The 25792-nt window shown below is 53.7% G+C and carries 18 protein-coding genes; 12 read left to right on the forward strand and 6 right to left on the reverse strand.

The features are described 5' to 3' along the window. Positions 1 to 303 precede the first annotated feature (303 nt). Both R3C20_05305 and R3C20_05310 read right to left on the reverse strand, forming a co-directional pair. Entirely contained in the window at positions 304 to 3627 is a 3324-nt protein-coding gene (locus tag R3C20_05305; GenBank protein ID MEZ6039901.1) for a serine/threonine-protein kinase, read from the reverse strand. A gap of 200 nt (positions 3628 to 3827) precedes the next feature. Next, positions 3828 to 4490 carry an ECF-type sigma factor gene (locus R3C20_05310; GenBank protein MEZ6039902.1) on the reverse strand — a complete coding sequence of 221 codons (663 nt, stop codon included), beginning with the start codon at positions 4488 to 4490 and terminating at the stop codon, positions 3828 to 3830. Between the two features lie 963 nt (positions 4491 to 5453). Here R3C20_05310 and R3C20_05315 point away from each other — a divergent pair. The 5 genes from R3C20_05315 (at position 5454) to R3C20_05335 (ending at position 11292) form a co-directional block, all read left to right on the forward strand. Further along, positions 5454 to 6551: a glycosyltransferase family 2 protein gene (locus R3C20_05315; protein ID MEZ6039903.1), complete on the forward strand. Its 1098-nt coding sequence runs from the start codon at positions 5454 to 5456 to the stop codon at positions 6549 to 6551. Then, entirely contained in the window at positions 6548 to 7588 is a 1041-nt protein-coding gene (locus R3C20_05320) for an NAD-dependent epimerase/dehydratase family protein (protein MEZ6039904.1), read from the forward strand. Before R3C20_05315 ends, R3C20_05320 begins: the two co-directional genes overlap by 4 nt. Before the next feature lie 202 nt (positions 7589 to 7790). Beyond that, positions 7791 to 8918, forward strand: a complete 1128-nt coding sequence (locus R3C20_05325) for a DegT/DnrJ/EryC1/StrS family aminotransferase (GenBank protein MEZ6039905.1) — start codon at positions 7791 to 7793, stop codon at positions 8916 to 8918. Beyond that, complete coding sequence (locus R3C20_05330; GenBank protein MEZ6039906.1) at positions 8915 to 9709, forward strand: methyltransferase domain-containing protein; 795 nt, start codon at positions 8915 to 8917, stop codon at positions 9707 to 9709. Before R3C20_05325 ends, R3C20_05330 begins: the two co-directional genes overlap by 4 nt. Further along, a complete protein-coding gene (locus R3C20_05335; protein MEZ6039907.1) occupies positions 9706 to 11292 on the forward strand; it encodes a glycosyltransferase family 39 protein in 1587 nt (528 codons plus the stop codon). The genes R3C20_05330 and R3C20_05335 overlap by 4 nt, the downstream gene beginning before the upstream one ends. A 211-nt stretch (positions 11293 to 11503) precedes the next feature. Here the strand turns inward: R3C20_05335 and R3C20_05340 are convergent, their stop codons facing one another. From R3C20_05340 to R3C20_05350, 3 genes are all read right to left on the reverse strand, one after another. Next, a complete protein-coding gene (locus R3C20_05340; GenBank protein ID MEZ6039908.1) occupies positions 11504 to 12907 on the reverse strand; it encodes a hypothetical protein in 1404 nt (467 codons plus the stop codon). Between the two features lie 91 nt (positions 12908 to 12998). After that, the gene (locus tag R3C20_05345) at positions 12999 to 14054 is read right to left on the reverse strand and encodes a DUF3500 domain-containing protein (GenBank protein ID MEZ6039909.1); all 1056 of its coding nucleotides are present in this window, start codon (positions 14052 to 14054) and stop codon (positions 12999 to 13001) included. 124 nt (positions 14055 to 14178) lie between these two features. Next, the gene (locus R3C20_05350) at positions 14179 to 15180 is read right to left on the reverse strand and encodes a PmoA family protein (GenBank protein ID MEZ6039910.1); all 1002 of its coding nucleotides are present in this window, start codon (positions 15178 to 15180) and stop codon (positions 14179 to 14181) included. A gap of 176 nt (positions 15181 to 15356) precedes the next feature. Here R3C20_05350 and R3C20_05355 point away from each other — a divergent pair, with 176 nt between their 5' ends. Then, a complete protein-coding gene (locus R3C20_05355) occupies positions 15357 to 16079 on the forward strand; it encodes a hypothetical protein (protein ID MEZ6039911.1) in 723 nt (240 codons plus the stop codon). A 303-nt stretch (positions 16080 to 16382) separates the two neighbouring features. Here the strand turns inward: R3C20_05355 and R3C20_05360 are convergent, their stop codons facing one another. Next, positions 16383 to 16568: a hypothetical protein gene (locus tag R3C20_05360; GenBank protein MEZ6039912.1), complete on the reverse strand. Its 186-nt coding sequence runs from the start codon at positions 16566 to 16568 to the stop codon at positions 16383 to 16385. 22 nt (positions 16569 to 16590) lie between these two features. Here R3C20_05360 and R3C20_05365 point away from each other — a divergent pair, with 22 nt between their 5' ends. From R3C20_05365 to R3C20_05390, 6 genes are all read left to right on the forward strand, one after another. Then, on the forward strand, positions 16591 to 18873 hold the full coding sequence (locus R3C20_05365) for a chemotaxis protein CheA (GenBank protein ID MEZ6039913.1): 2283 nt from the start codon (positions 16591 to 16593) through the stop codon (positions 18871 to 18873). Positions 18874 to 18935: 62 nt separating this feature from the next. Next, entirely contained in the window at positions 18936 to 19367 is a 432-nt protein-coding gene (locus R3C20_05370; GenBank protein MEZ6039914.1) for a chemotaxis protein CheW, read from the forward strand. 63 nt (positions 19368 to 19430) lie between these two features. Further along, complete coding sequence (locus R3C20_05375) at positions 19431 to 20681, forward strand: methyl-accepting chemotaxis protein (GenBank protein MEZ6039915.1); 1251 nt, start codon at positions 19431 to 19433, stop codon at positions 20679 to 20681. A gap of 154 nt (positions 20682 to 20835) precedes the next feature. Beyond that, positions 20836 to 22203, forward strand: a complete 1368-nt coding sequence (locus R3C20_05380) for a methyl-accepting chemotaxis protein (GenBank protein ID MEZ6039916.1) — start codon at positions 20836 to 20838, stop codon at positions 22201 to 22203. Positions 22204 to 22285: 82 nt separating this feature from the next. Next, on the forward strand, positions 22286 to 23857 hold the full coding sequence (locus R3C20_05385) for a methyl-accepting chemotaxis protein (protein ID MEZ6039917.1): 1572 nt from the start codon (positions 22286 to 22288) through the stop codon (positions 23855 to 23857). 307 nt (positions 23858 to 24164) lie between these two features. Then, positions 24165 to 25469, forward strand: coding sequence for a methyl-accepting chemotaxis protein (locus tag R3C20_05390; protein ID MEZ6039918.1), 1305 nt, complete (start codon positions 24165 to 24167; stop codon positions 25467 to 25469). Positions 25470 to 25792: the final 323 nt, after the last annotated feature.

Consider the following 25792-nt stretch of genomic DNA (forward strand, 5'->3'; position numbering starts at 1 on the left):
GGAATTAACTGTTTGTAATCTTTCAAAATTAATATGTCCGAGAAGCGTCGAACAGTTTCGAGGCGATGCCGGAGATCAGTTCACAGGATGGCCTGGAGCTTGCAATCGGGCCCGTTGACGTCAATGGCGGCTCTCCGTTTGGCGATAGATAATCGTCCACCACGGCCACGAAGAACTTCTTTTCGCCCCGTTTACCGTCGCTCGATTTCCACTCCATCGACAACACCCTGTGCCCATACACCAACGATGCAATTGGGGAGGTGATAAAACACACTCGCGTTCATCCTGGGATCGCTCGATGTCTTACCGTTGGGCAGTTTCCAGTGGCTTCAACTGAAAGCGAGTCATCTCGCCACTGTCGATCGCTGAAAACACGATGCCCCAGGCCGGGTGTTTCGCATCGTTGAAGACGCTTGCCAGATTCTGGGGCCGAGAAGCTTCGTCGTGAAAAGCCTGCGTCAGCACATCGGTTTCACTCATATCCGACTGATCATGGGCGTGAGCACGCAGCAGCACGTCAACAACTCTTGCCTGATCTGCTGAGAAGGAATACTTGGTGCCGCTCCACAGAAAGCGGTAGAACTGACCGGGCATGAATCTTTCGGCGGCCTCTTTGTTGAACCAGTCACTTCCCCGAGCAATCGCTTTTAAATTGCGTCTGACATCGACAGTGGCGAACTTGCCGGACTCAATCGTCAGGGAACCGCGTTGCGCATTGTATTGAGCGAACGTGTACGTGCCGGATTCCGAGTCGTAAACTGGTCTGTCGAGGTCGACATCCTTGAACATGTGATCAACCGTCTTGAAGATCTTTTCGTATTCGCCATTCGAGCTCGATCGAATGTCATTCAGCCAGCCGGCCTGAGTGTCAAACACCTGGACAAAGTATCTGCCGACTGGCAGTTTATGTTGTCCCGCTGGCAGCAGGACTGGCTGTCCGTCGATGACTCGGGGCCCCGCGCCAGTGATAGCGACAAACGTACCGGGATCAACCGATTCAATAATCAGACCCCCCCATTCATCATTGGCGGGGCCCAGCGTGTCGCCTTTGCCGATCTCAATCTTGGTGGCGTGGTGAGCGGGGTCAAGTTCCCATAAGCCGTTCGCTGCCTGAATCAGGTGAATTACGCCATCGCCGCCATCGTCGAGGCGTATCACGACAATTGCCTGGCCCTTGCCAATCGATTGGACGGAAATCACCGGCTTGTGAAATCGTTGAGCAACAAACTCAACCGCTTTTTGGCTGTCTTGCGGCGATAGAGCCACTGTATGTCGGGAGGAATTGGCATACAGCAAGTAGAAGGAAAACCCGATCACAAGAACCGGCAACCACCATTTTTGCAGCCCTGATTTTTGTGACGTTGGTACGAATAACGTCTGGAACTGCGGCAGGGTTCGACACTGACGCAGCACAAATCCAGCGTACGGAATCCAGCCAACTGTCGGAAGAATGGCAATTCCGATCAGAGTCTGACTGAAAGCGCTCGTTCGCAAAGCGGTCGCCCAGAAATACCCCAGAAAGATACAACCAAACAGCACGGAACTCAGCAGCCCCCAACTACGCAAAGGAAACTTCCCTGCATACCAGACTGCAACCGTTGCTCCACCCCACGCCGCCAACTGCACGACGGCAAATGTCGCGATGCGACTGATAAGTCCGTTGGTCGACTCGGCCCTCAGTAACGCCGGGGCCAGGGAAATCAGTGAATAGATTGCACCACCCAGAAAGAACAGAACGCAGATTAAGCCCAGACGTTTGGTTGCTGCATAGTGCAAGTAGTTTTCGAGCGGCACCTGAACAATCGCTGCACCAAACTGCACACCCACTGTTTGCGATGGCTGTGCCGGGCATGGTTGCTCCAGTTGCGACGAATTCGCCCCGACATTGTTGACGGGTGCCGCTGGATCATTCGCCGCAGCAGGCTGCAGACTATCTTTAATCAACAAATACATCAGCAAGCCCAGCGGCCCTAGTCCCAGAAACAGGGCGATCGCCATCACTTCTCGTGTGACCGCTTCGCGCGACAGCAGGATCGCCATCAGGATAGAGCCCGTGCTGCCGATCGTGAACACGATCATCAGCTCCGTCGGGCCGATTCCGACGTTGGGCGTGTTTTGGATCACGATCAGGAATGCAACAAACGCCGATGCCAGCAACAACCAGATTCTGCTTAGCGACCTCATCCAGTTTGGCACCAGCACTTTGCCGGACGGTCCCAATAGTCCGGTAGTCGTCAAAGGCGGAACCGAGGCCGAAGGTGCTGCCGCGGAATCGGCCGGCTGAACGGCAGCGGCAGCCTGAGCGGAAGTCTCACCAAACCGAGTTGGCATCTGCTGATTGATCAACGAATGTGAACCCGATTCCGTCGGATGCTGAATACGTGACAGGTGCTGGTCCAGAATCGCCACTACACCTTCCGCACTCTGAAATCGATGAGTCGCATCTTTCTGTAACAGGCACGTGATGATTTCAATCAGCCATGTGGGAATCTCAGGGTTCTGTCCGTCAATCGGGCGAGGCGTATCCTGAGTGACTCGCTTGATCACATGAGCAATACTGTCGCCTCGAAACGGACTATGTCCGGTACACATCGCGTACATCACACAGCCCAGACTGAACAGGTCGCTGCGATGGTCGACCCGTTCCCCGCAGGCTTGTTCGGGCGACATGTACTGCGGCGTACCACTGACTTCGCCCGTGCGAGTCACCGTAATGTCGTCGATGGCTCGAGCCAACCCGAAGTCGGTGATCTTGACTCGCTCGACACCGTTTTCCAGCAGAATGTTGGCTGGCTTGATGTCGCGATGAATCACGCCCTGCTTATGAGCGGCCGCCAGACCTTCGGCAATCTGCCGACCAACGCGCAGAATTTCCGCCAGCCGCAGCGTGCCGACTCGATCGAGCTTCTGCTGCAGTGACTGTCCCACCACGCATTCCATCACCAGATAGGGTGGCACCGGTTTGCCGTTGACGTCCTGATGAGCATCGTCAACCGCGTGAATGGTCACGACGTGCGGATGGCTGATGGCGGCGGCCGCCTGAGCTTCTCGCAGAAAGCGACGTCGAGAATTCGGATTGGCGGCCAGTTCGGGCAACAGCGCTTTCACAGCCACAATGCGGTTCAGTTTCAGATCGACCGCTCGCAGCACAACCCCCATGCCGCCGTGACCGATCACTTCCAGCACTTCGTACGGCCCAATCGTGCCCACCACACCTTCTTTGTCGGTCGGTTTCAGAAAACTGAGCGACACTTCGCTGGTTGGCCTGGGTCCGCCAGCAGGTTCTTCCAAAAAGCTGCCCGCGTCGTCGTAGGCTCGCAGCAACGCCTTAACTCGACGCATCAAATCCTGATCTTCGCCGCAGGATCTGCTGAGAAACTCGGCTCGGTCTGCGGGATCAGGCTGTTGCAAAGCCTGCAGAAACAGACCTTCGATCGAATCCGGGCTGATGGAAGAAGCAGCGGACGATTGACTGGGCGATACCGTTGTTTCGTCTGTGTTTGACTGGTCTGTGCCTGGCTGATCTGTGGCTGCCTGGCCTGCAGATGCGTCCGTGTTGAAGCCCGCGGGCTGCCGGGCAGAGTTTTCGGAATCGCCGCTCGCTGCGGACTTGTCTGGCTCAGTCATGGTCGTTCTCCGGTGAGGACTCTATTCCGTACACCACGCCATGCGATATCCATCCGTCGCGCGCCTCACGAAAGATACCGAAAGCACTCAAAACTTCACAAGTCCTGTGATTTCAGCTGCAGTGGCCCGAGTTCCGGCGGAACCGATCGAAGCCGCGCTAAGCGGCAGTCGCCGGAACGGCCTTCAGAATCCCGCACGATTCAGTCTTCGGTGGTCCGCAGCTTTTCGAACAACCATGCTCTGGCGAACGTCCACCAGCGAGAAGCGGTGGCACGCGAAATATTCAGAGCCAAAGCGACTTCCTGTTCGTTCAGTCCGGCAAAATAGCGTAGTCGGACCAGTTCGGCTTTGTTCGGATCGCTGGCTTCCAATTCCTGAAGCGCTTCATTCAAGGCGATTAAATCAACACCATCGGCGGCTGTTCGCTGAGCGACATCAACATCGGAAAGCTGTACCTGCATTCGATCACCGCCATGCTGAAGTTGCTTCTTTCTGCGTGCCTCGTCAACCAGAATTCTTTGCATTGCGATGGCCGCTGCTCCGAAAAAGTGGCGACGATTCTGCCATGTCGCCGTATGGCCATCAGCCACATCATTGGTGCCCACCAGCCGCAGAAACGCTTCGTGAACCAATGCCGTCGGCTGCAACGTATGGCCGGGCTGTTCGTTCTGCATCCGACTGGACGCCATGCGTCGCAGTTCGTGATAGACCAGCGGCAGTAGATCCGCAGTGGTGGCTCGGCCTGATTCAATCGCACTCAGAATGTACGTCACGTCTTCCATCAATGAAGCTGCTTTCGCTAACGCATTCGACTCAACTGATGATGTCCCTTGATTTGTCGTTGCAGCATGTGGGCGAAGCATACGAAAGCCGAATCGTTAGTGAGAGACTTCTCACTATCTTCTTTCGGCAATTGATCCCTCGCGGTCCCGTCGGATTCCTTTCTTCAACGGGTCGTTAGGTTAGTTTCTAATGGGGCTGGACAAGACAGAGTCAGAAAAAAAGGAGCGTTCTACGTTTTGTGTCGTTCTGCCCTGGCTCGTACACTCAGCGAGGATTCAGGGCTTAGCATCCTGTTGAAAACGGGACTGGCCCGAGCAGGAGATCTTAAAGCACGAAGGTTTCCAGTCGTCCTGCGCGCCTGTCCGGGCTTTTCATCGGACAGCTGGCATTGCGGCCGCCTTTTTTCTCCAGCGAGTATCATTGAATGGCGCGCGGCGGGCACGGCTGCGGGCAAGGTCCCATGCCGACGATTCCGGCCGAACAGCGATCGCCGATCCCGGCTGGCCTGGGTTCAAGTGGTTCCAGATAAAACGTCTGAATCAGTTCGCAAAGCTATGAGATCAGGCCTCAGGCGGCACTGCCGGCTTGAATACGAGGTCCACAGTTTGTCCTCAAGATTGCAACGCTAGTCGAGTCCGCTCACGTCAATGACGGCTGGAACTCCTTTCACAACTCGCCTTCGGTCGATTGATCGAGCAGATCAATCTGTATGGATCATCTGCGGAAGGGATCAATTTGAACCGGTTGAGCCCTCGATTCCGGCCGGATCCTGTCAGCCCGGTGGTTGTGAGTAAAACCCTGTGAACGGGGGTGGCGGTGGGGGCGTATCAGGAATTTTCCGGCCGTTCACCCCATCCCATTGTGTCTTCGTGGGTTGGTTCGAAAGTCCGCTCTTTCCGAAACAATTTTTAGTTTTATTCCGCCGCCACACGGCGAAGGATTGCTCATACCGGTTCTTCAGCGTAGCATCGAATTCGTTAGTTAAGCTGATTTAACCAATTCGCGCGGTGCGTCCTGTATTCATTCTCCCTGAGCGTCCTTAAGTGAATACCAACCAAGTGGAACTTTCACTGGTGATTCCGGTCTACAATGGAAGCCAGACCATTTGCGCCGTCGTCGATTCCATTCACGAAGTCTTCGCATCGCTCGCCCGTCGCAGCCCTCCAGAGCTTGAAGTGGTTCTGGTCAACGATGGTTCCGCCGACGACAGCGATTTGGTTTGCACCCAGTTGGTGAACCGTTTCAACGGGACGGTCGTCTTCGTCAACCTGGCACGTAATTTTGGAGAACACAGTGCCGTGCTGGCGGGCCTCGCAGAAGCACGAGGCCGTTACGTGGGAGTGCTGGATGATGACGGCCAGAATCCTCCGGCAGAACTGTTGCGGATGTGGGAACATCTCCAGGCCAGCGACCTGGATGTGGTCTACGGGCTCTATCGCGAGAAGAAGCATCACTGGTTCCGGAACCTTGGCAGCCGCTTTAATGACCGTATGGCCACATTGATGCTCAGGAAGCCGGCTGACATTTATCTCAGCAGTTTCAAAGTGATGAGCCGGTTTGTGGTAGATCAGATCATCCAGTACCGAGGGCCTTACCCCTATGTTGACGGTCTGATTTTCCGAACGACACGGCGCATCGGGCAAATCGAAGTCCAGCACGAAGAACGGCAGGCGGGTGCGTCGGGTTATAACCTGCGTCGGCTTGTCAGACTCTGGCTCAATATGTTCCTTGGTTTTTCTGTCACCCCGCTTCGCATTTCCGTCATCCTTGGATTGCTGACATCTGCGTTGAGCGTCCTGCTGATGGCGGGCATCGTGATTGATAAACTCTGGCTCAACCCGTCTGTTCCTGTCGGTATACCGACCATTCTGGCGCTGATCACGATGTTCAGCGGGATCCAGTTGGTCGTTCTGGGAATGATTGGTGAATATGTCGGCCGACTGTTCATGGACCAGAACGGGATGCCACAATCGATTGTACGCAGCGTGATCCGATCACCGGCGGCAACATCCTGCGAGAGTGCATGCTGTTCATCAATGCAAACGAGGCCCGAATCGGTCATCGTCGCTCATGATCGGCATAAAGAATCAGATGACATCACTTTGGAACTTCATGCAGGCTCTGCTGGAGTTTCCGAGTGATCCCTTCGTGCACGGACAATGCTCAGCCTCGATCATCCGAAGCGATTCAGAAAGTGCTTCGTGGAAAACGCATTCTGGTAACCGGCGGCCTGGGGTTCATCGGCAGTAACCTTGCGATTGAACTTGTTCGATGCGGGGCCAGGGTCACCATTGTGGATTTACCAAACGGTTCTTTCGGAGCGAACGAATTTAATATCGAAACTGTCCGCGGTGATATTCAACTGCTGGATTTTGATATTCGTGACAGCGAAAGACTTGCTCAGGCAGCACAAGGCTGCGACCTGATTTTCTGTCTGGCGGGGCAGGTCAGTCACGCCGAAAGTATGCGACAGCCTCTGCTGGATCTGGACCTGAACTGTCGGGCGCAGCTGGCAATTCTGGAATCCTGCCGACTGCAGAACCCGACAGCACGCATTGTTTTCACCAGTACTCGTCAAATCTACGGTCGACCAGAAACTCTGCCAGTCAACGAAAAACATCCCATCCGGCCCGTGGATGTGAATGGGATCAGCAAACTAGCGGCTGAACAATTCTACTGGCTTTATTATCGCCTGTACGGGATTCGTTCCACGTGTCTGCGGCTGACGAATACCTACGGCCCGAGAATGGATCTTCGTGACGCATCTAAAGGCTTCGTCGGAGTATTTCTCGCCAGGGCACTCCGGGGACAGTCCATTTGCATTTTCGGTGACGGTCAGCAAAGGAGAGACTTCAATCATGTGGATGATGTCGTTGATGCGCTGATTGTCAGCGGACTAAGCGAACATACGGGTGGCCGGATTTACAATCTTTCACATCCTCAGCCATACAGCCTGCTGCAGGTAACCGAGATTCTGTCGCGGCTATTGCCTGTGCCATTTGAATGCGTTCCTTTCCCTCCTGAACGCAAGGCGATCGATGTGGGCGATTACTTTGGCTGCTCAAGGCTGTTTCAGGATGTCACTGGCTGGCAGCCCCGAATTGATTTGCCGTCAGGACTTGCTTCAACAGTCGAATTTTTTCAGCAGCATCGACACAGGTATCTGGACGACGGGTGAAACGATGTGCCGTCATCCAGTATTTCCGTTGTCGAAGAATCTGACTCTTCAGAATCAGATTCGGAGAAATCTCACTGTCTGAAAGACCTGAATGAACCCAATGAATGGTGAACGTGCAAATCACTCGTCCGAACGGAGCTCACACGGTTCATCGTCCGCACGAAGTCAGCCTCCGCAGCAATCGCATGCCGGATCTGATCCGGTGCGTGCATTTGATTACCTGCGGGGCCATGCGAGAATGGAGCCGGAAATCTCAATGGCGATTGATCGCGTGATTCGTTCGGGCAAATTGATTCTTGGCCCGGAAGGCGAAGCATTCGAGAGAGAGTTCGCAGCATTTACTGGAAGCGAATTCGGAGTGGCCGTTGGTTCGGGAACCGATGCGCTGATTCTGGCGATGATGGCGGTTGGCGTAGAACCAGGTGACGAAGTAATCACTGTCGCAAATACGGCGGTACCGACGGCATCTGCGATTCGAGCGGTTGGGGCAGTGCCGCGTTTTGTTGACATTGATGCAGAGACTTTGCTGATGGATGTCAGTCAGCTGCCGAGCTGCATCACAGCAAAAACGCGGTGCGTGATTCCGGTTCATTTGCATGGGTTTCCCATGGATATGTCTTCGCTGACGGCTATCGCGAATGATCATGGCCTGAAAATTATCGAAGACTGTGCTCATGCACACGGAGCGGCCCGCGACGGTCGACACGCCGGCTGCGATGGTGACATCGGATGTTTTTCTTTCTACCCCACCAAGAACCTGGGCGCATATGGCGATGGTGGCATCTGCATCACCAGCGATCAGTTGCTGGCTGAGCGACTAAGGTCTTTGCGAATGTACGGTTTTCGCCGCGGACAGCCGGTCGCACACACGGATGGTCGCAATAGTCGCCTGGACGAAATTCAGGCCGCCATTCTGCGGGTCAAACTGCGACATCTGGAACATGCTGTCAGCAAACGACAGAAGAATGCACTGCAATACCGACGTCTGTTATCGCAGTGGCCGGAAATACTTCCACCAGCATCGAAAGCGGGAATTGCAGTTGCCTGGCATCAGTTTGTGGTTCGACTGGACGATCGCGATGCGATGGTGGCGGCCTTCGAGAAAAACGAAATCGGATACGGAATTCATTACGCCCAGCCTTTGCACACAATGCCGGCGTTCCAACGAAACGATGGACCAGTATCGCTTCCAGTGACCGAAGAAATGGCAAACCGAATTCTTTCACTTCCCATGTTTCCGGAACTTCGCTCTGATGAAATTCAAAGAGTCTGTCAGGAAATCACGCGCGTTCTCTGCGCAACTTCTGCCACCAAAGGCGCGATGCAATGAACCCGGATGAGTATCGGGTGATGGCGGAGGTGGAGCAGCGCCACTGGTGGTATCAGGGGGCACGCGAGCTTTGTGAGATTCTGCTGCAGTCGCCCCGATTTCAACTCCCCGAACGGCCGGCCGTTCTTGATGCCGGATGTGGCACCGGGCAGAATCTGGTAATGCTGAATGAACTGCTGAGTCCAGGGTATCTGGCGGGATTTGATATTGCTGAGGACGCCGTGACGAAAGCAGCACAGCGGGTTCCAGAGGCCGATGTTTATCGCAGCGATCTTTGCAGTCCCGGAACTCACCGCGAGACATTCGATTTGCTGTTTTCGTCTGACGTCCTCTACACCACGGGCATTGCTGCCGCGATGCCTGGACTGCGGATGCTGGTCGGTCAATTGTGTTCCGGGGGATTGTTTCTGCTGCATCTGCCCGCATTCAACTGGTTGTACAGCCGCCATGATATGGCAGTGCATACCGTGCAGCGTTTTCGCAAATCTGAAGTGCGAAGTTTGCTTGAAGACCTGGGGCTGCATTGTGAACTGTTGACGTACCGAATGTGCCTGCTGTTTCCGCTCGTTGTGCTTCAACGCCTGCCATTCATTGTGGGGCGCAGGCGGATGATGGAGAGAACGAGGGGCGGAGCGGGGACGCATCAAAACGTCACATCAGATCTTGCCATGCCTTCAAAATGGTTGAATTCCCTGCTGCATTCTGTCGTGCGACTGGAAAACCGCCTGATTAGACTCGGAATGCCCATGCCCGCCGGAAGTTCGTTAATTGCGATCGGGAGAAAGCCATGACTAGCGAGACTGAGTCTGTGCGGGCCGGGCTCGCTCGGACGTATTACCGGGGCGAGGTGAACGATACGGGTGAACGCCGAACGGCACTTGGGATTCTGCTGTTCGCGATCATCAGCGGCTGCGTTTTGATGATCCCCACGCTGACTGCTGGTCCACTGGTGCTGGACGAATACGGAACCTTCTGGATTATGGGGCACGATAATCCGTTGACCATGTGGCAGCGAAGTCTGGACTACGAAAACATTCCGCCACTGTCACCCGCGCTGCGAAGTGTTTCCTGTTATCTTCTTGGCCAGAATGAAGTGGCGTTCCGCCTTCCATCTGTTCTCTGGTACCTGGCCAGCATTCCCGCGGCCTGGTGGCTGGGCCGCCAACTTCTTGGGGTCGTCCCCGGATCCCTTTGTGCGCTGATCACTGCGTGGCACCCTCTGGCGATTGGCGAAGTACGAATCGCTCGTTGCTATAGTTTATCGTACTTCCTTGCTGGTCTGATGTTTGCCGTAACGGTTGCCTGGACACTTCGGCCCGAGTGCAAACGATTTGCACTGCTCTGGGTGACCTGTGCGGTAGGATTGGTTTGGTCGCACTACCTGAATGCCGGCGTCGTGATCCTTTCGCTGGCAATTCTGATCTGGGAACTGCGAGTTGAGTCCTGGACATCGCGTGGTCTGTTGTTGGCCGTTTCAGCCATTTTTACAGCATCACTGGTTCCACTTTGGAGGCCACTTTTGCGAATGTCCATCTGGGGTGAATCGTTTTCTTATCAGGATGATTCACCAATCCTGGAAATCATCAGCTCGTTTTGGTGGGCCGGTTTGCCTGCAGGTCTGCTTACCGGATGGCTGTTTAATAAACTCCTGCGGCGGTCGAAAGACAGACAGTTGCGACATAGTTCTCCTATGTTTCGATCTCTGTTCTTATGGGGGCTGATGCCCACCGTTGTTGTCGCGTTCTTGTGCCACGGAGATTTAGCCAGCCTAGCAAACCCCCGGTATCGGATTGGGGTTCAAATCGCCAGTGCCGGATTAATGGCAGCTTTGCTATCGCATCGTCGCAACGTTCGGTCATCTGTTATTGCTGTTGTCGTAATGCTGGCTGTTTCCTGGGGAACACAGGATCGGCTGCCCTGGGAAACAAAACGCCTGGGTACCGTGCAGGCGGCACAGTGGAAACGATGCGCGAACTACATTCAGGAGCATGGCGTGGCCCTGGAGCCGATTTATGTTCAAAGTGGACTTGGTGAAAGTTTTTTGATTCCGCAAATGTTTGACGACGATGTCCTGCTTGACTACGCAGGTTGTCGCATGGGACGGTTCTACATTCAGACGCCCCACCCAAGGATTGGACTGCCGTTTCTCTGGGACAAAGAACCTGAGATGGTTGCCAGTTACGCAGCTCGTCTAAAAGAACAGAAGGAACACGGCCCAAAACACCTGTGGGTTGCCAGCGCAGTCGACACGGATCTCAACCAAATCTCTCTGGAGGGATTTCAGAAGATCCTTGCAGCAAGTGGTTTTGAACTGGTGGAAACAATTCAGGAACCCACTGTTGTTCTGTTGAAATACGCGGCGGTCGAAGACTAATTACTCTGCGGCAGAGTCCGAACGAAGTTAGACCCACAAGTCATTCATTGACAGGGCTGAGGTTGTCTCACCGGGGCTGAACGCATAAGCAGGGAGTTTTCGTAGCCCCTGTTTGTTGAGGCGTCAGGTTGCGGGATGATCGGGATTCGCGTTTGGGCAAATCCGGTCATGCAGTTTGCGGGACGCAGAAGCCTTGTACGCTGCAACTGTTTCACGCAGCCTCAGGTGGAACCGCAATGACCTGATAGGGAACCTGCGGTGCCAGATGATCAACAGCGGCAGTGTCGTCAACAAACACAATTACATCCGAAGCGGGCAATGCACCGAATGACAGGTCTCCCGCCAGTCGCCATTCACGTTCAGAATCGAACTGTTCCCCCGATTTCCCGGTTCTCCTCTGGAACCATGGACGGTCGAATTCGTCCATTTCCTGCCAGTTGTTGTCATCACCATAGATGACCGGCCTTGCACCGAGCTCGAAAAGACAGCGTTTTCGCACAGCGATGCCCCAGGGTTCAAAATCAAAACGATGTCGATGTCGCCGGAAACAGTGTCGTTTGCGAAATTGTTCCAGTGGTACCTGGGTGAATGCGACCATCCGATATCCACCTCGAATCGCCTCGGATGATGCAAGAATCTTTCGATCCATCAGAATCCGCATTAATACGGCAAGTGCGGACCTGTTGGCCGAAGGTACACCAAGAATCAGTTCCTCGAACCAGGCCTGATCAGACTGATCAGGCCATGGGCCGCGTCGCGATCGCGTCCAGTGCAACAACCATTCTTCGGGTTTGTCCAACGGGCCGTCGTTCTCAGTCGCTGGCCCGCGAGAGCCCGAATCCCTGACCTCTTCAGCTGATTCCTGAGCCGACAGTGGATGATCGTCGACAATACCTGACGGAAACAGATACCACGGCACCAGAATGCGCCGGACCGGGTCGATTCTTTGCAGCGATTCGGAAGCATCCGGATGTTGAACGACATGGTGGATCAGGATGTCTGCTCGTTCATTGTCGACGGCATGGTGCCGCAGCAATTGTTGAGTGTGCCCTCCGGACCGCGCGTCCAGGACACAAAGTCGTTCGCTCACTACAAACAGAACCCGATCGATCAGGGGAAGCTGTTGCAGTCGGTGGATCGAAACGATCGAATCGCAGTCAGTACCCTGCAGACGATCCACTGGCTGAAGGATGCAGGAGAACTGCTCTGTCGCTATGCGATCTTCTGTTGGCTTGGTCTTTACGCTCGACGGATGCCTGCCGCAATCAATAACAATCTGCAGCACCGGAACTCCAAAAAGCCGGGCGGCCTGATGAACCAGTCGATTCACGTGAGTTCGGTGCAGATCGTGAGATTCAACAACGCAGACAATGTCCTGAACGGGATCCAGTCGCAACATCAGTGTTCGCAATCGCTCGAACCATTCTCCACAACGATCCAGTGCCGCAGGCAGGCGAGAAGAAACGACAGATACGCGTCGGGCCGTTGGTATGCCGCTCGGCCACAAACAGGAAAAATCACCCACCCACCGACGCCAGCATTCCGGGGAGACTCCGGTGAATGAATTTGTCACCTGAGGTGAAATGGGTGACTGGTCTTCTGCTGAGCTCGCCACTGAGTCGACCTGTTGACAAACGACCAAACTTCGGGGGCCCCTGGATTACGGTCCTGAAAACGTCTGAATTTCGAAGGAGCGAATTACCGTCCTACGCTGGTTGCCGGATATGGACCCAGGTATGAACATGCGGATCACCACGGAAGTACCAAACCACGTTTGGACCTTCAATTTGCCACACGTCCCAAACTCCATCGTTTCCGACATCCAGATTCTTGTACCAGGTGAAGTGAAGTCGATCAAAGCTACCTGCTTCGATGAGTTGCATTGATTCCTGAACGTCTTCACTGCGGAATGGTGCGAGGACGTCTGCCATGACTTTTCGGGCAAGGTCTTTCTGATCTGCGCTGAATTCCGAAACCGGAATTCCCGTGAGTTGTGCATCCTTTCCCCGAAGTCGAACGGTTTCTGAGGCCGCTTCGTCTCTTGGATCTGATCTCAACCCAAGGTTTCGCTGGCGGCCATCCAGGGCCTGGAACAGTTCGTTGGCCCGCTGGGCCTGATACCAGTAGACATTGCCGGGATGGTTCGGTTTCTCGTTAAACGATTCGTGGGCGTGTCCGTAAAAAATAGGGCCACCAAACGCTGCACCCTGGACGGAGTTGCCGTCCACGCGACGCGTGACGTGTCTACCGGTCAAAACGAACTCAAACCCGTCTCCGCTTGCGCCGTTCTCACCGGGTTGGCCAAAGACAGCGACAGTGCAACCACTGAATCCGTTCCTGCGATTGGTATTCCGATTGTCATGCTCGACCTGCTGCATGACGCGGTCCTGATACTCTTCACTGTGCAGACCTACAAAAATATCCCGAATCATTTGCTGCTGATCCGGAGTGAATGCATCACCGATGACCGCCTTCGTAATATGCCAGTTGTTGTCGACAGCGTTGCGCAGCGGGTGATCAAAATCAAACGCCATCAGCTTTTTTTGCTGGTCAGTTAATGTCTTGTAAAACTGTGCGACAAGCGTCTCACAGCTCTTCGTCTTCGGCGACGCAGCAGAACCCGCTGAGGCAAGAGGCAGGACCTGAAGCCCCGCCAGCGATGCGACTGCGACACTGGAAATCGCAGTGATTCCGGTTGCAGCCGTCTTCAGAAAACTACGGCGCTGAATAGGGTTGCGATCCGATCCGGAACATTCAGTCATGAAAAGTCTCCTCGGTTTGCAAACTGACGTCTCACACAATCAAGACAAGAATGGTCCCAGCATGGATGCGAACGCGGGGACTCAGGCATCGAGTTGCTGAATCCCCGGAACGATTCATTGCGACCTACCTTCCGGAAAATTGTTCCCACACTGCTGCAACGTTGCCGGCTTCGGTATCACCATCATGCAGGTAAACGCCGTAACGCAGGCTCAGTTTTTCCCCTTTCTTCAGATGAACCGGCATCGCTTCATGTTTACCGTTTGTGTACGCTTTTTCTCCAAACGGGCTCAGTGAGAATAAACCGTAATCGCGGACGTGGTAACGCGAAGGCCGAAAGTTGCCGGGATCGTCCATCAGGGTGACTCCCACGGTTTTCCCTTCAACTTCACCGACATAGTCAATCCATGGAAATGGCTTGCCCCAGCATTCCTTTGTTCCCTTTGTCCCGTCGCTGGAGACAACCCGGCCACCATTTTTTTCCTTCATGGACGGGGCGACACGAAATCCAAGCAGCCCTTCTTTGGTATCTTCAAAGATGGCCTCATTGAGATTCGTGGTGAATGTGATTTCGTAAACGAGCAGACGATTGCTGTGGATGGCGATGCGTGTCGTTTCGACAACCTGAGCCACCTTGTTTTCTGCGTCTCGCCACTCGTTGACGACTTCCAGGACAGCGGCAGGTCCGCCGGATTTCACAATTCGTGTGCTGGTGTTGACGATTGGGGCTTTCTCCGCCCAGTGCTTCTGTTCGTTGATTTCATCGACCGAGACCCAAAGTCCCTTATGGTGCGGATGGTCCGCATCCGACTGATCGTTCAATGCTCGGTTTATGACGGTACCTGAGGCTGTACGAATCGGAAGAAAGAAAGGTTTTGGCAGATCGCCGCCATAGTTGTACGTCGCAAATGCATCGCCATCGATTGCAACAGTGATCGTATCACCTTCGCCAACTTTGACAGTGACGTCACCCGCCATTACTTGTCCGTGAAGATTGGCAATGCCACCCAGAATCAACAGAACGAGGACCAGGAGTCGCCGTTTCAGGCATTGCCGGGTCAAAGCAGAACGGAGAGAATGGTTTGGTTGGGAGGCGGGAGAGATCACGGTCACTTGAGCACCCTTCATCAAAATTGCAGTTCGTCAACCAGGCCAATTCGTATTGGGCCTGCAGTGACTTTAACTTCTGGCTTGGGTAACTTCCAACGCAACGCGACTTCTGGAAGTCTGTCGGGAGGAGTTCAGGCTGATTCTGCCAGCCACTCGGACAACATTCTGAGCTCGCTTGAAGGGCATTGGTTCGTATGGCCTACATCGAAGACCTTTCCATCGTCTCCATTCAGCGTGAGGCGATTGAGATGGTACCCGAGTCACTCGCTCGTGAGTTGTTCATTCTGCCTGTTGCAATTCGTGATGGCTCGATCCACGTGATTCTCGCCGCAGACAGCGATGCTTCGGCTTCCGTCAACAGGCTTCAGCGTGTGTTGGATCGCCAGGTCACTTTTGATCTGGCGGACCGCATGGCAATCTGGTCAGCCATCGACGACCAGTATTCGCAGTTTTCGTCTGAAGGAACAGATCCAGAATCGAGGAAGGCGGAGCCGAGGAAGGCAGAGTCGACGGCTGCCGGGGGGCAGTGTCTGGAGTTGTCGGATCAGCAATTTCCCGCGGGGTTCCTGCAGTACCAGGCACGGATTGGATTTCGGTCTCAATCCTGTGTCTCTTTTGAGCTTTACACCGAACAGGATAATCTTGTTTTTGAAGATGGGAATTCGCGGTACATGGGGCCCGGGCGTGTTCGGATACAACATGGATGGCTTGATGTGCATTTTCCCTGTGATGGAATGCACAAGTTAATTGTGCGAGGTTCTCTTCCGGGAAACCAAATCTCACACGAAACCGCACTAAAGATCCTTCAGCAGGTTTGTCTGGTTTTTGACCTGCCCACTGAGACCGCTCACCGGATTCAGCTGCAATCGATCGGATACGGTGTCAATGTCGAGCAACCGGCGTCCTTCGTGCCCTGATTGCCATCTGTCGGCCGGAGAATCCAGCCTCGTTCGAGCTGCTCGACTGCGGATCGCGAGTGACACTTCTTTCGCTTTATCAAGACGCTCATTGGATGATCGGATTGGAAAGCCTCACATGAGCTTGCGCCCATCCGCACTGCGGCTAATGACGAATGGCTGCACCGGATCCACGTGAGTCGTTGCGCGTATTAAAGATGTTTGGCATCCGATTCAGGTGATCGGATTCAGGTGTTCAGTTGAGGGTATCGAATGCCGTCCCCATCTTCGTAAGTTTCCCCATCGTTAGATTGACGAGAATCGTCACAGCCTGCCATAGGTCTCCAGCTTGATTCTTTGTCGAAACATCTGACGCAGTTTTTCAGCAAGAGCAGGAACTGCTGACCGATCACGAAGCCGCAGAGGGCGACGTCCAACGTCTCCTGTTTGATCGTATTCGGGATTCCATTCGGTTTTCCCGGCGCTGAGGGTGCGAATGCTGGAAGTCATGGAAAGGTGATCATCCGTGGAAATGCTTGACGAAATTGTCAAAGAGTTTCTTGTCGAGAGTCATGAGAATCTCGATCAGCTGGACCGCGACCTGATGGCACTGGAAGAAGCGCCCAACGACAGGGATCGTCTTTCAAGCATCTTTCGAACGATCCACACAATTAAGGGAACATCCGGCTTTCTCGCATTTCCGACGCTCGAGCATGTAACGCATGTAGGCGAAAACCTGCTGGTGAAGCTCCGCGATGGAGAGATTCCGCTGACCGCTGACATCACCAACGGTCTGCTGGGAATGGTCGATGCCGTTCGCTCAATTCTGTCGAACATCGAAGGCAGTGCCAGCGAGGGTGGCGAAACATACGAAGAGCTCGTTGAAACTCTCGAAGCGCTCAAGTCCGGCGATCCGGGTGCTGTCGTAAGTGGTCCCGGAGAAATTCCTGTTGAGTCCGTTGTCGCGGAACTACAACCAGCCAAAAAAGACCCCGAAGCAGAAGCCAAAGCCGATGAAGACGGTGCGTCAGGGGCTACGTCTGCTCTCGCAGAATCCGTGTCAAAGGATACCGCCGCGGTATCTCTACCGACTCCGGCAGCAACGTCCGCCGCGCCATCCCGGACGCCTGCAAAACCGGTTAAACCAGCGGCAGAAGCCTCCGAATCTTCTTCCGCGTCCATCGCAGATTCGTCTGTTCGGATCGATGTCCATCTGCTGGACAAGTTGATGAACCTTGTTGGGGAGTTGGTGCTCGCAAGAAATCAGATTCTTCAGTTCAGTCAAAGTACCGAAGACGCAGGTATGGCGGCTGCGTCGCAGCGTCTGAACCTGATTACAACAGAGCTGCAGGAAGGAGTCATGAAGACTCGAATGCAGCCTATCCGCAATGCCTGGAGCAAGTTACCTCGGGTCGTGCGGGACCTGTCCATATCCTGTGGCAAAATGGTGCAGGTGAAGATGGAAGGGGCCGAAACGGAGCTCGACAAGACCATATTGGAAGCCATCAAGGACCCGTTGACTCATATCGTGAGAAACTCCGTTGACCACGGAATCGAACCTGCGGAAGTTCGTAAAGCAGCGAACAAACCGGAAGAAGGAACTCTCTGGCTGCGTGCCTACCACGAAGGCGGACAGGTCAATATTGAAATTGCAGATGACGGCGGCGGTATCAATGGCGAACGGGTCCGCAGCAAAGCGGTCGAGAAAGGTCTCATCTCCGCCGAAGCGGCTGCCCTGATGTCTGATCGTGAAGCGATGCAGCTCATTCTGCTGCCGGGCTTCTCCACAGCAGAAAAGGTGACTAACGTTTCCGGTCGCGGTGTCGGCATGGATGTCGTGAAGACAAACGTTGAGAAAATCGGCGGCACACTCGACATCCAAAGCACAATGGGGCACGGCACGACACTTCGAATCAAGATCCCGCTGACACTTGCCATTGTGCCAGCGCTTGTCGTGACGTGTTTTGAAGATCGGTACTGCATTCCGCAGGTGAGCCTGCTGGAACTGGTGCGTCTGGAAGGTGACCGCGCGCGACTTGACATCGAACTCATGCATTCCGTCCCCGTCTACCGTCTGCGAGGACAACTCTTGCCTCTCGTTTACCTCGACGAGGAACTTGGCCTTCGCGCTCGCCGCAACGATGATGAACACCGTTCGGCTGATGTGGTCAACATCGTTGTGTTGCAGGCCGAAGATCGTCAGTTCGGACTCGTTGTGGACCACATCAACGACACGCAGGAAATTGTCGTCAAGCCGCTTGGTCAGCACATAAAGTCCATCAGCATGTATGCCGGATCGACAATCATGGGTGACGGCACAGTATCTCTGATTCTGGATGTACTTGGAATTGCACAGCAGTCGCACGTTCTGGACGAACACACTGGCCGCCAGTTTATCGATGCAAACTCGTCCAGGGCTGAGCATAACCGCCATGGCGAATCATGGCTCATCGTGGATCCCAAAGACGGAACACGCGCGGCGATTCCACTATCGACCGTGGCAAGGCTTGAAGAGATCAATACCGAAACCATCGAAAAGACCGGACGACAGCAGGTCGTGCAATACCGTGGCCAGATTATGCCATTGGTTTCCATCAGCGAGTTCGGTCAGGTGGAACCGGATGAGAACAACGCCATTTCGCTTGTCGTCTACAACGATGGTCGCCGGAATGTGGGTGTCGTTGTAGGGCAGATTGTTGACATCGTAAATCAGGCCGAGATTCCAAACGACGGCACCAGCGATCAGGAAACCCGGATTATTGCAGGTCGCGTCACGCGAGTTGTCGACCTGGCTCAAATTGCGATGAATGCCTGAAAACTTACAGGCGACCCCAGGGATCTTCGAATCAAAGTCATCTCGTACCGGACGCAGAAACAATGTCAGAACAACGATCATACTGCACATTCCGTGTGGGCTCACTTTCACTGGGTGTGGAAGTGCACCGTGTCCAGGAAGTGATTCGTGCTCAAAGAATGACTCGCATTCCGGGAGCTTCACCCGTTGTGCGGGGCTTAATGAATCTGCGCGGCCAGATAGTAACCGCGCTGGATCTGCGGAGGCGTCTGAATTTGCCGGAGGTTGAGGCAACAGACCGATTAATGAATGTCGTCGTGCGGACCAGCGATGGTCCTGTCAGTCTGCTTGTGAACGAAATTGGCGATGTCCTGGTCGTCGACAAAGACCAGTTCGAACCGCCCCCCGAAACATTACAGGGGTCGACCCGGGAGCTGATTTCCGGCACCTACAAACTCGAAAACCGTCTGTTGCTTGTATTGAACCTGGACGCGGCACTTAAGCTGGCAGCGTAGTTTCGAATCTGTGTATCTAACTCGTTTACCCCCGGCCTATGATTTTCCATGACAGGTCTACAGATGCCAAAGTCAGAACAAAGGAGTTTGCTGCTGGTCATTCTGGCAGTGCCAGTCATCGGGTGCGCAGCACTTCTCATCCAGAGATACGCCGGCAGCGCGATCGAAACGCAGATTGTTGCGCTTCAAGATGCCTCTGCAGCCCTGAATGATCAGGTGATTGCATGTAACCAGACAATTGCACGCGTACACTCCGCAGACTTCTCAGATCTCGGCCGCCGCGGCACGCTGGAACAAACAGCGATACTCATCGAAGCCCTCAATTCGGGTGGCCAGGTTCGGACGTCTGATGGCTATCACGTCACTATTCTTCCTGAATCAGATCGGGATATACGGGCAGCTATATCATCCCTCGAGATCGCATTTAAAGACTTCGAAACATCAGCGGAACATTGCCGCGACACAGCGGAAACTCATGACTTTGTGCGGGATTCGATCAGCCTGAACTCCTGTTTTCGCGAAACGCTTGATGCCTATCGATCGCGGATCGAATCGCAACGCCAGGATTTCAAAAGCAGTCAGGCACTGAGCTTCTGGGTTCTCCTCACGGTCATGACTGTGACGGGTGTTCTTACCAGCCGATATCTGTTGAATCGACTGGTCGACGCAAACACCGCAGGCACCGCCCCAACGCTTGAGATTGCGCAGAGAATTCTGCAGTTCGCACGGGAGTTGAGTTCTGCAACGGCGGAATCCATTTCCAGTATCGACGAAATCTCCAAGTCTTCCCAGGTCGCTGCCTCTTCTCTTGGAACAGCGCTGAACACTGCACAGGAATCCTGTCAGATTGTTGGTTCTCTGGGGGAATACACCGACTCGGTCGCAAGGCTGATTTCGGAGATCACATCCATTTCGGAACAGACCAACCTGCTGGCCCTCAATGCCACCATTGAGTCTGCCCGTGCAGGAGACGCAGGGAAGGGATTCTCGGTCGTAGCAAACGAAGTCAAGCAACTCGCCAATGTCACTCACGCGACCGCGGACAACGTCATCAAACAGGTTAAGGGAATTCAGGCATCTTCGGATGCAACGATTCGGTCGACGCAGAATGCTCTGGAACTGATGCGGAAATCCAATGATTCGCAGAGCGATATCGCGAATGCAGTTGAGCAACAGCGTGAGATTCTCCGTCAGCTGGCCTGTCAGGCAACCGCATTAGCCAGTGAGGCAGAGTCTTTTGCGGAAGGGACCAGGCCGGTGAAGATCGCCAGGAACAGTGATGTGCAATGGTCACGGAGTTTCGGGCTGAGCTGAATCAAACACTCGAACACAAGTAACAACGAATCGCCAGTCATGGCCAGTCAGCACAACACGTCTTCGACGCGGAGCAGCTGGTCAGATTTCGAAAACAACCAATGACCGACAACTTAAAAATCAATTTTCATATGTCTGTACTCGGGCAAGCGTCATGAAGCTGATCACAGTGTATCTTCGTCGACTACCGCAATCCGCAAGAATCCTGATCGCAGGTACGGCCGTTCCTGCGTTGGTGATGATCGTAATGGCCCTGTCGTATTATCACCATTCTCATTCTGCTGCCGTGGATGCGTATGTTGACAGAGCTCGCACGATATGCAGGACTGGTGAATCGGTTCGCGAGAATGCGGAACACCAATGGGCCAGGGAAGTGTTTAGCCGTAAATCGCTCTCAGAGTGGGCCGAAGCCGGTAGGCAGGAAGATTTATTATCAACGGTACCTATCGTAACGGCGATGAACTCAATCTCCATGCACTCCGAAGAATCTGAGTTTGAATTTAAAGTGCCTGCGATTAACGCAAGGAATTCAATGAATTCCCCTGATGATTTTCAGTTGAATGCCCTGCAGGAACTACAGGATTCCGGGGCCAGTGAGCTGACGGTGAGAAACTCTCAGGACAATACGATCCATTATTTTCGGCCAGTGCATCTCCAGCAATCCTGTCTTATGTGCCACGGAAACCCAACTACATCACAAGAGCTGTGGGGGAACAACGAAGGAGTGGATGTGCTTGGCTATCAAATGGAAGGCTATAAAGAAGGAGACTTCTATGGAGCGTTTGAGATTATTCAATCACTTGACCCAGCCGATGCTGATGCTCGTTCTGCCTTGAGCAATGCCGGGTTACTGGCGATTCCAAGCCTTGCCGTTTGCGCTGTCTTATCTCTGCTTGTTCTGTCGACCGTACGGGATGACATTCGCTGTAATACCGCTGCGATTGGGGAAGAGGTCAGCATCGAAGTTTCGAACAACACTGCAAGTATTGCGTCTGCAATTGAACAACTGTCAGCCAACATCAGTGACATCGCAGGAGGAGCCGCCTCGGCGTCCGGATTTGCACGAAACGTCGTGGAACGGGTTGAAACCACGAATGAAAAAGGCGTCGCACTGCATCAGAACAGCGAAGAAATCGGAAACATTGTTCGACTCATTGAAGGCATCGCAGAACAGACCAATCTGCTGGCTTTGAATGCCACAATTGAAGCGGCCCGTGCGGGCGAGTCGGGGAAAGGTTTTGCCGTTGTCGCAGGTGAAGTCAAAGAGCTCGCACGAGAGACCTCAAAGGCAACGTCGACAATCACTCAAAAAATTTCCTCAATCCAGAACGCCTCCGGGCAGTTGCTTCAGGAGCTTGAGAATGTTCGACAGGTGATACGCCAGATCGACGACTCCCAGAGCGCCATTGCAACAGCTGTACACGAACAGCAGTTCACAACCGAAGAAATTGGTCGCACGATTCATGCCGTACTTGAATCGAGCCGAAGGCTCTCTGATCGCCTGACACGACCAGAAGCCTGATCTGAATTTGAACCGTCCTGAAGAAGTCAGCCTCTACACATCGGCAACCTTTCATTACAGAGATTCGACCGGAGCAAATTTGATGTTCACCCGTCGCCTTTCACTCACCGCCAGAATCTATGTTCTGACAGGTATATTCACGGTTTGCATGGTTGCCAATGCCGCATGGTCTTACAGAACCACCAACAGGATTCGAATTGGCGGTGACGAATATTCCAAAGTGTCAGACATGAAGGACCTTCTGGCAGACATCCTGCCTCCCACTCATTACCTCATTGAAAGCTACGTCGGGGCGTTTGAGCTGCTTCATTCTCTGGAGGACGTCGAATCGGATGACATTCTGAATTCAAAGATCCGAAGAATTGAGGAACTGGAATCGGAGTTTGATGCGCGGAATGATCATTGGCTGGAAACCCTGGCAGAATCGGAAACGCGTGACCTTCTATGTGGGCCAACCACCACGACAGCACGCGAGTTCTATTCAATTTGTCGCTCTTCATTGCTCCCCGCCGCAAGAAAGCGCGACACAGGAGCGGTTGAATCCGTTTTCTATAAACAGCTCAAACCGGCTTTTGAAAGCCATCGAAATGCCGTTGAGACACTGGTTACTTCGGCTCAGCGGAATTCCGACGCATTAGAAGCCTCGGCCATGACGCTCGTCAGCAGTGCGACATTCTGGCTGGTCACCGTTGCCGGGGTCCTGCTGGCAGCGTGCGTTGCCTTCGGTCACTACACCGCAATTGTTGTGGCTGTTTGCCTGCGAAAGTCTGCATTCGCATTGCGCGACGTTGCCCGCGGCGATCTTTGTTCTGTTGGCGAAAAGATGCAGAAGAACGCCATCGAGACGACACACCAGGCCACGCTGGCCAGCGGCGCCGCGGAAGAGGTCAGCACTAACGCTCAGGCTTTGGCAACGGCCGTTGAGCAGTTCAACAGTAGTATTAAAGAAATCTCCGGCAATACGTCCAATGCCGCCTCCGTTGCAGGTGCTGCAGTGGAAGCGGCCAATCGTACCAACGCCACTGTCACCAAGCTGGGTGAAAGCAGTGCGGAGATTGGGAACGTTATCAAAGTCATCAACTCCATCGCAGAACAGACAAATCTGCTTGCCTTAAACGCCACCATTGAAGCCGCGCGAGCAGGTGAAGCAGGGAAGGGATTCGCTGTCGTCGCAAATGAAGTGAAAGAACTTGCGAAGCAGACAAGTGAAGCGACTGAAGACATCATTCGCAAAATCGCCATGATCCAGGACGATACACACCACGCAGTGCAGGCGATTGGTCAGGTCACAGGTATTATCAGGCAGATTAGTGAAACCCAGAACGCAATCGCGAGTGCCGTGGAAGAGCAGTCAGCCATGACTGGAGAAATCAGCCGAAACATCTCGGAAGTTGCTTCAGGAAGTGGCGAAATTGCACACAACATTACCCGTGTTGCCGCGGCTGCTGAATCAACATCTACCGGCACTACGGAAACACTCAGGGCTGCCAGTGAGATCGAATCAATGGCAGATGACCTTCTTGAGCTTGTTGGTGAAATCAGTGCGAAGATAAACCGCTCGCACGATTACCACGCTGCAAAACAAAGGTCGATCAGTAACAGCAATACGAGCAGATCGAAGTCGGGTGCGAACCAGTTCTTCTCGCTGGATTAGTACGATCCTGGTCACCGCGTTATGGCGACTGTTGCGAATTGCGGAGACCCGGAATTTGAAGTGCTGTCACCTTCGGCTTTGGAGAAACGCAAGAGATGTCCGTCGGCGACAATCTCAGCCAGGCAAATCCTTTGTCGCGCACCCAGCAAACTTCTGTTCCCGGACGAAAATTGACCACATCTCAAGACAGCTGATCGAATTCATTCTGTCGACCTCGTTGCCTGATAGCATCACAGACACCGCGGGCCGCTGATCGCAACGAAAGATTCAGTTGGCAACCAGAAAATGACTACTACAGGACCATGAAATGCTAGCTATATTCAAAAGTCAGACGGCGGCAGGTCGACTCTATCGCCTGACAGCGGCACTCATCGCATTGATGCTGGTCAATATATTCTACCTGGCCAATGTTAGTCGGTCCCTTCTGGTTAATGGTGAGCACTATCAATCGATCATCGAAGGGAAAGATGTTTTCGCGGATATACTTCCACCACCCGAGTTCATCGTTGAGTCGAATCTGATCGTTCACGAAATGCTCATAGCACAGGAGTCTGATAACACGGAGCAGTTCCTGCGGCTGAAGGGCGAGTTGGCAGAGCGTCAGTCAGAATACTTTGATCGACACAACTACTGGAGTGAAAACCTGACGATAAGTGACCGGGATGTTCAGGATGGGCTCCTGCGTGACTCGTTTGATCCCGCAAGACGGTTTTATGAAACTGTTGAGAATGAACTGCTTCCGGCTCTTGAAAAAAAGGATCTTGCAAGGAGTCGGGAACTTCTGGCCGGAAGCGTTGACGCTTTGTACCAGACTCACCGCATCGCTATTGCCAAACTCGCCAAGACTCTGGAACTGAAGCACGAAGCCGTCGAAAGCAAAGTGTCAAGTTTATTGAGTGGTGTTTATACGATTTCAATTACAATCGTCTGCCTCACTGTGATTCTGGCGGTCTATATGACACGCCGAATGGTGACTGGCACGCTGAATCCGATTCTGAATACGGGCTCCTTCGTTTCGCGGCAGGCCCATGAACTGGCTGATACTGCTGTCTGCATATCAGGAGCAGTTCATCAACTGGAATCGAGTATCCGGGAGATCTCCTGCAATGCATCGGAGGCGGTTTCCATCACTCACCGCGCATCTGACTCTGTTGGTGAAACCAGCAAGGTCCTGAATAACCTCGGCTCCAGCACGACCGAAATCGGGGATGTTGTTCAGGTCATTCAGCAAATCACTCACCAGACGAACCTGCTTGCATTGAACGCAACTATCGAGGCTGCAAGGGCCGGTGAAGCGGGTAGAGGGTTTGCAGTCGTGGCAACAGAAGTCAAGGAACTTGCACAACAGACGAGCGAAGCGGCTCATTCTATCGTGCGCCATATCGAAACGATACAGGCAGAATCCATGGCAGCGATTACGGCTGTTGAACTGGTCGACGAGGTGATGCGTTCGATTCGCGACAGCCAGTCCGCAATCGCAGGTGCTGTTGAGCAGCAGTCTGCCATGACCGCCGACTTAGGCCGGACGGTTTCTCAGGTGGCCTCCAGCAGCAATAAAATTGCGACAACGGGCGAAGCATTACAGTCTCAGGGACTTCTGGCAGTTTGCTGATACCTTTCTGCCGCGTCAGCCGGATTCAAACTGCGAATGAATTGACTCCATTTCGAAACTGTAATTTGCGGTACGCAGTCTGCGGGAATCTCGTGAACTCAGTTTCGAAACTAGCTCGGCGGATCGGGTATTCACCCGGTGTTGCAGGCCATCAGCCTGTTGAAGAACGGGACTGACTCGAGCAGGAGACTCTGAAACACGACGGTTTCCAGTCGTCCCGCGTGCCTGTCCCGGTTTTTCAACGGACAACTATCGGCTCGCTGACGAACTCCCCGAAGGTCAATCTGACGCGTCAGTGAGGCGAGCTTTCACCGGGGAGTGCT

The sequence above is a fragment of the Planctomycetaceae bacterium genome (genome assembly GCA_041398825.1).
Classification (GTDB): Bacteria; Planctomycetota; Planctomycetia; order Planctomycetales; family Planctomycetaceae; genus F1-80-MAGs062.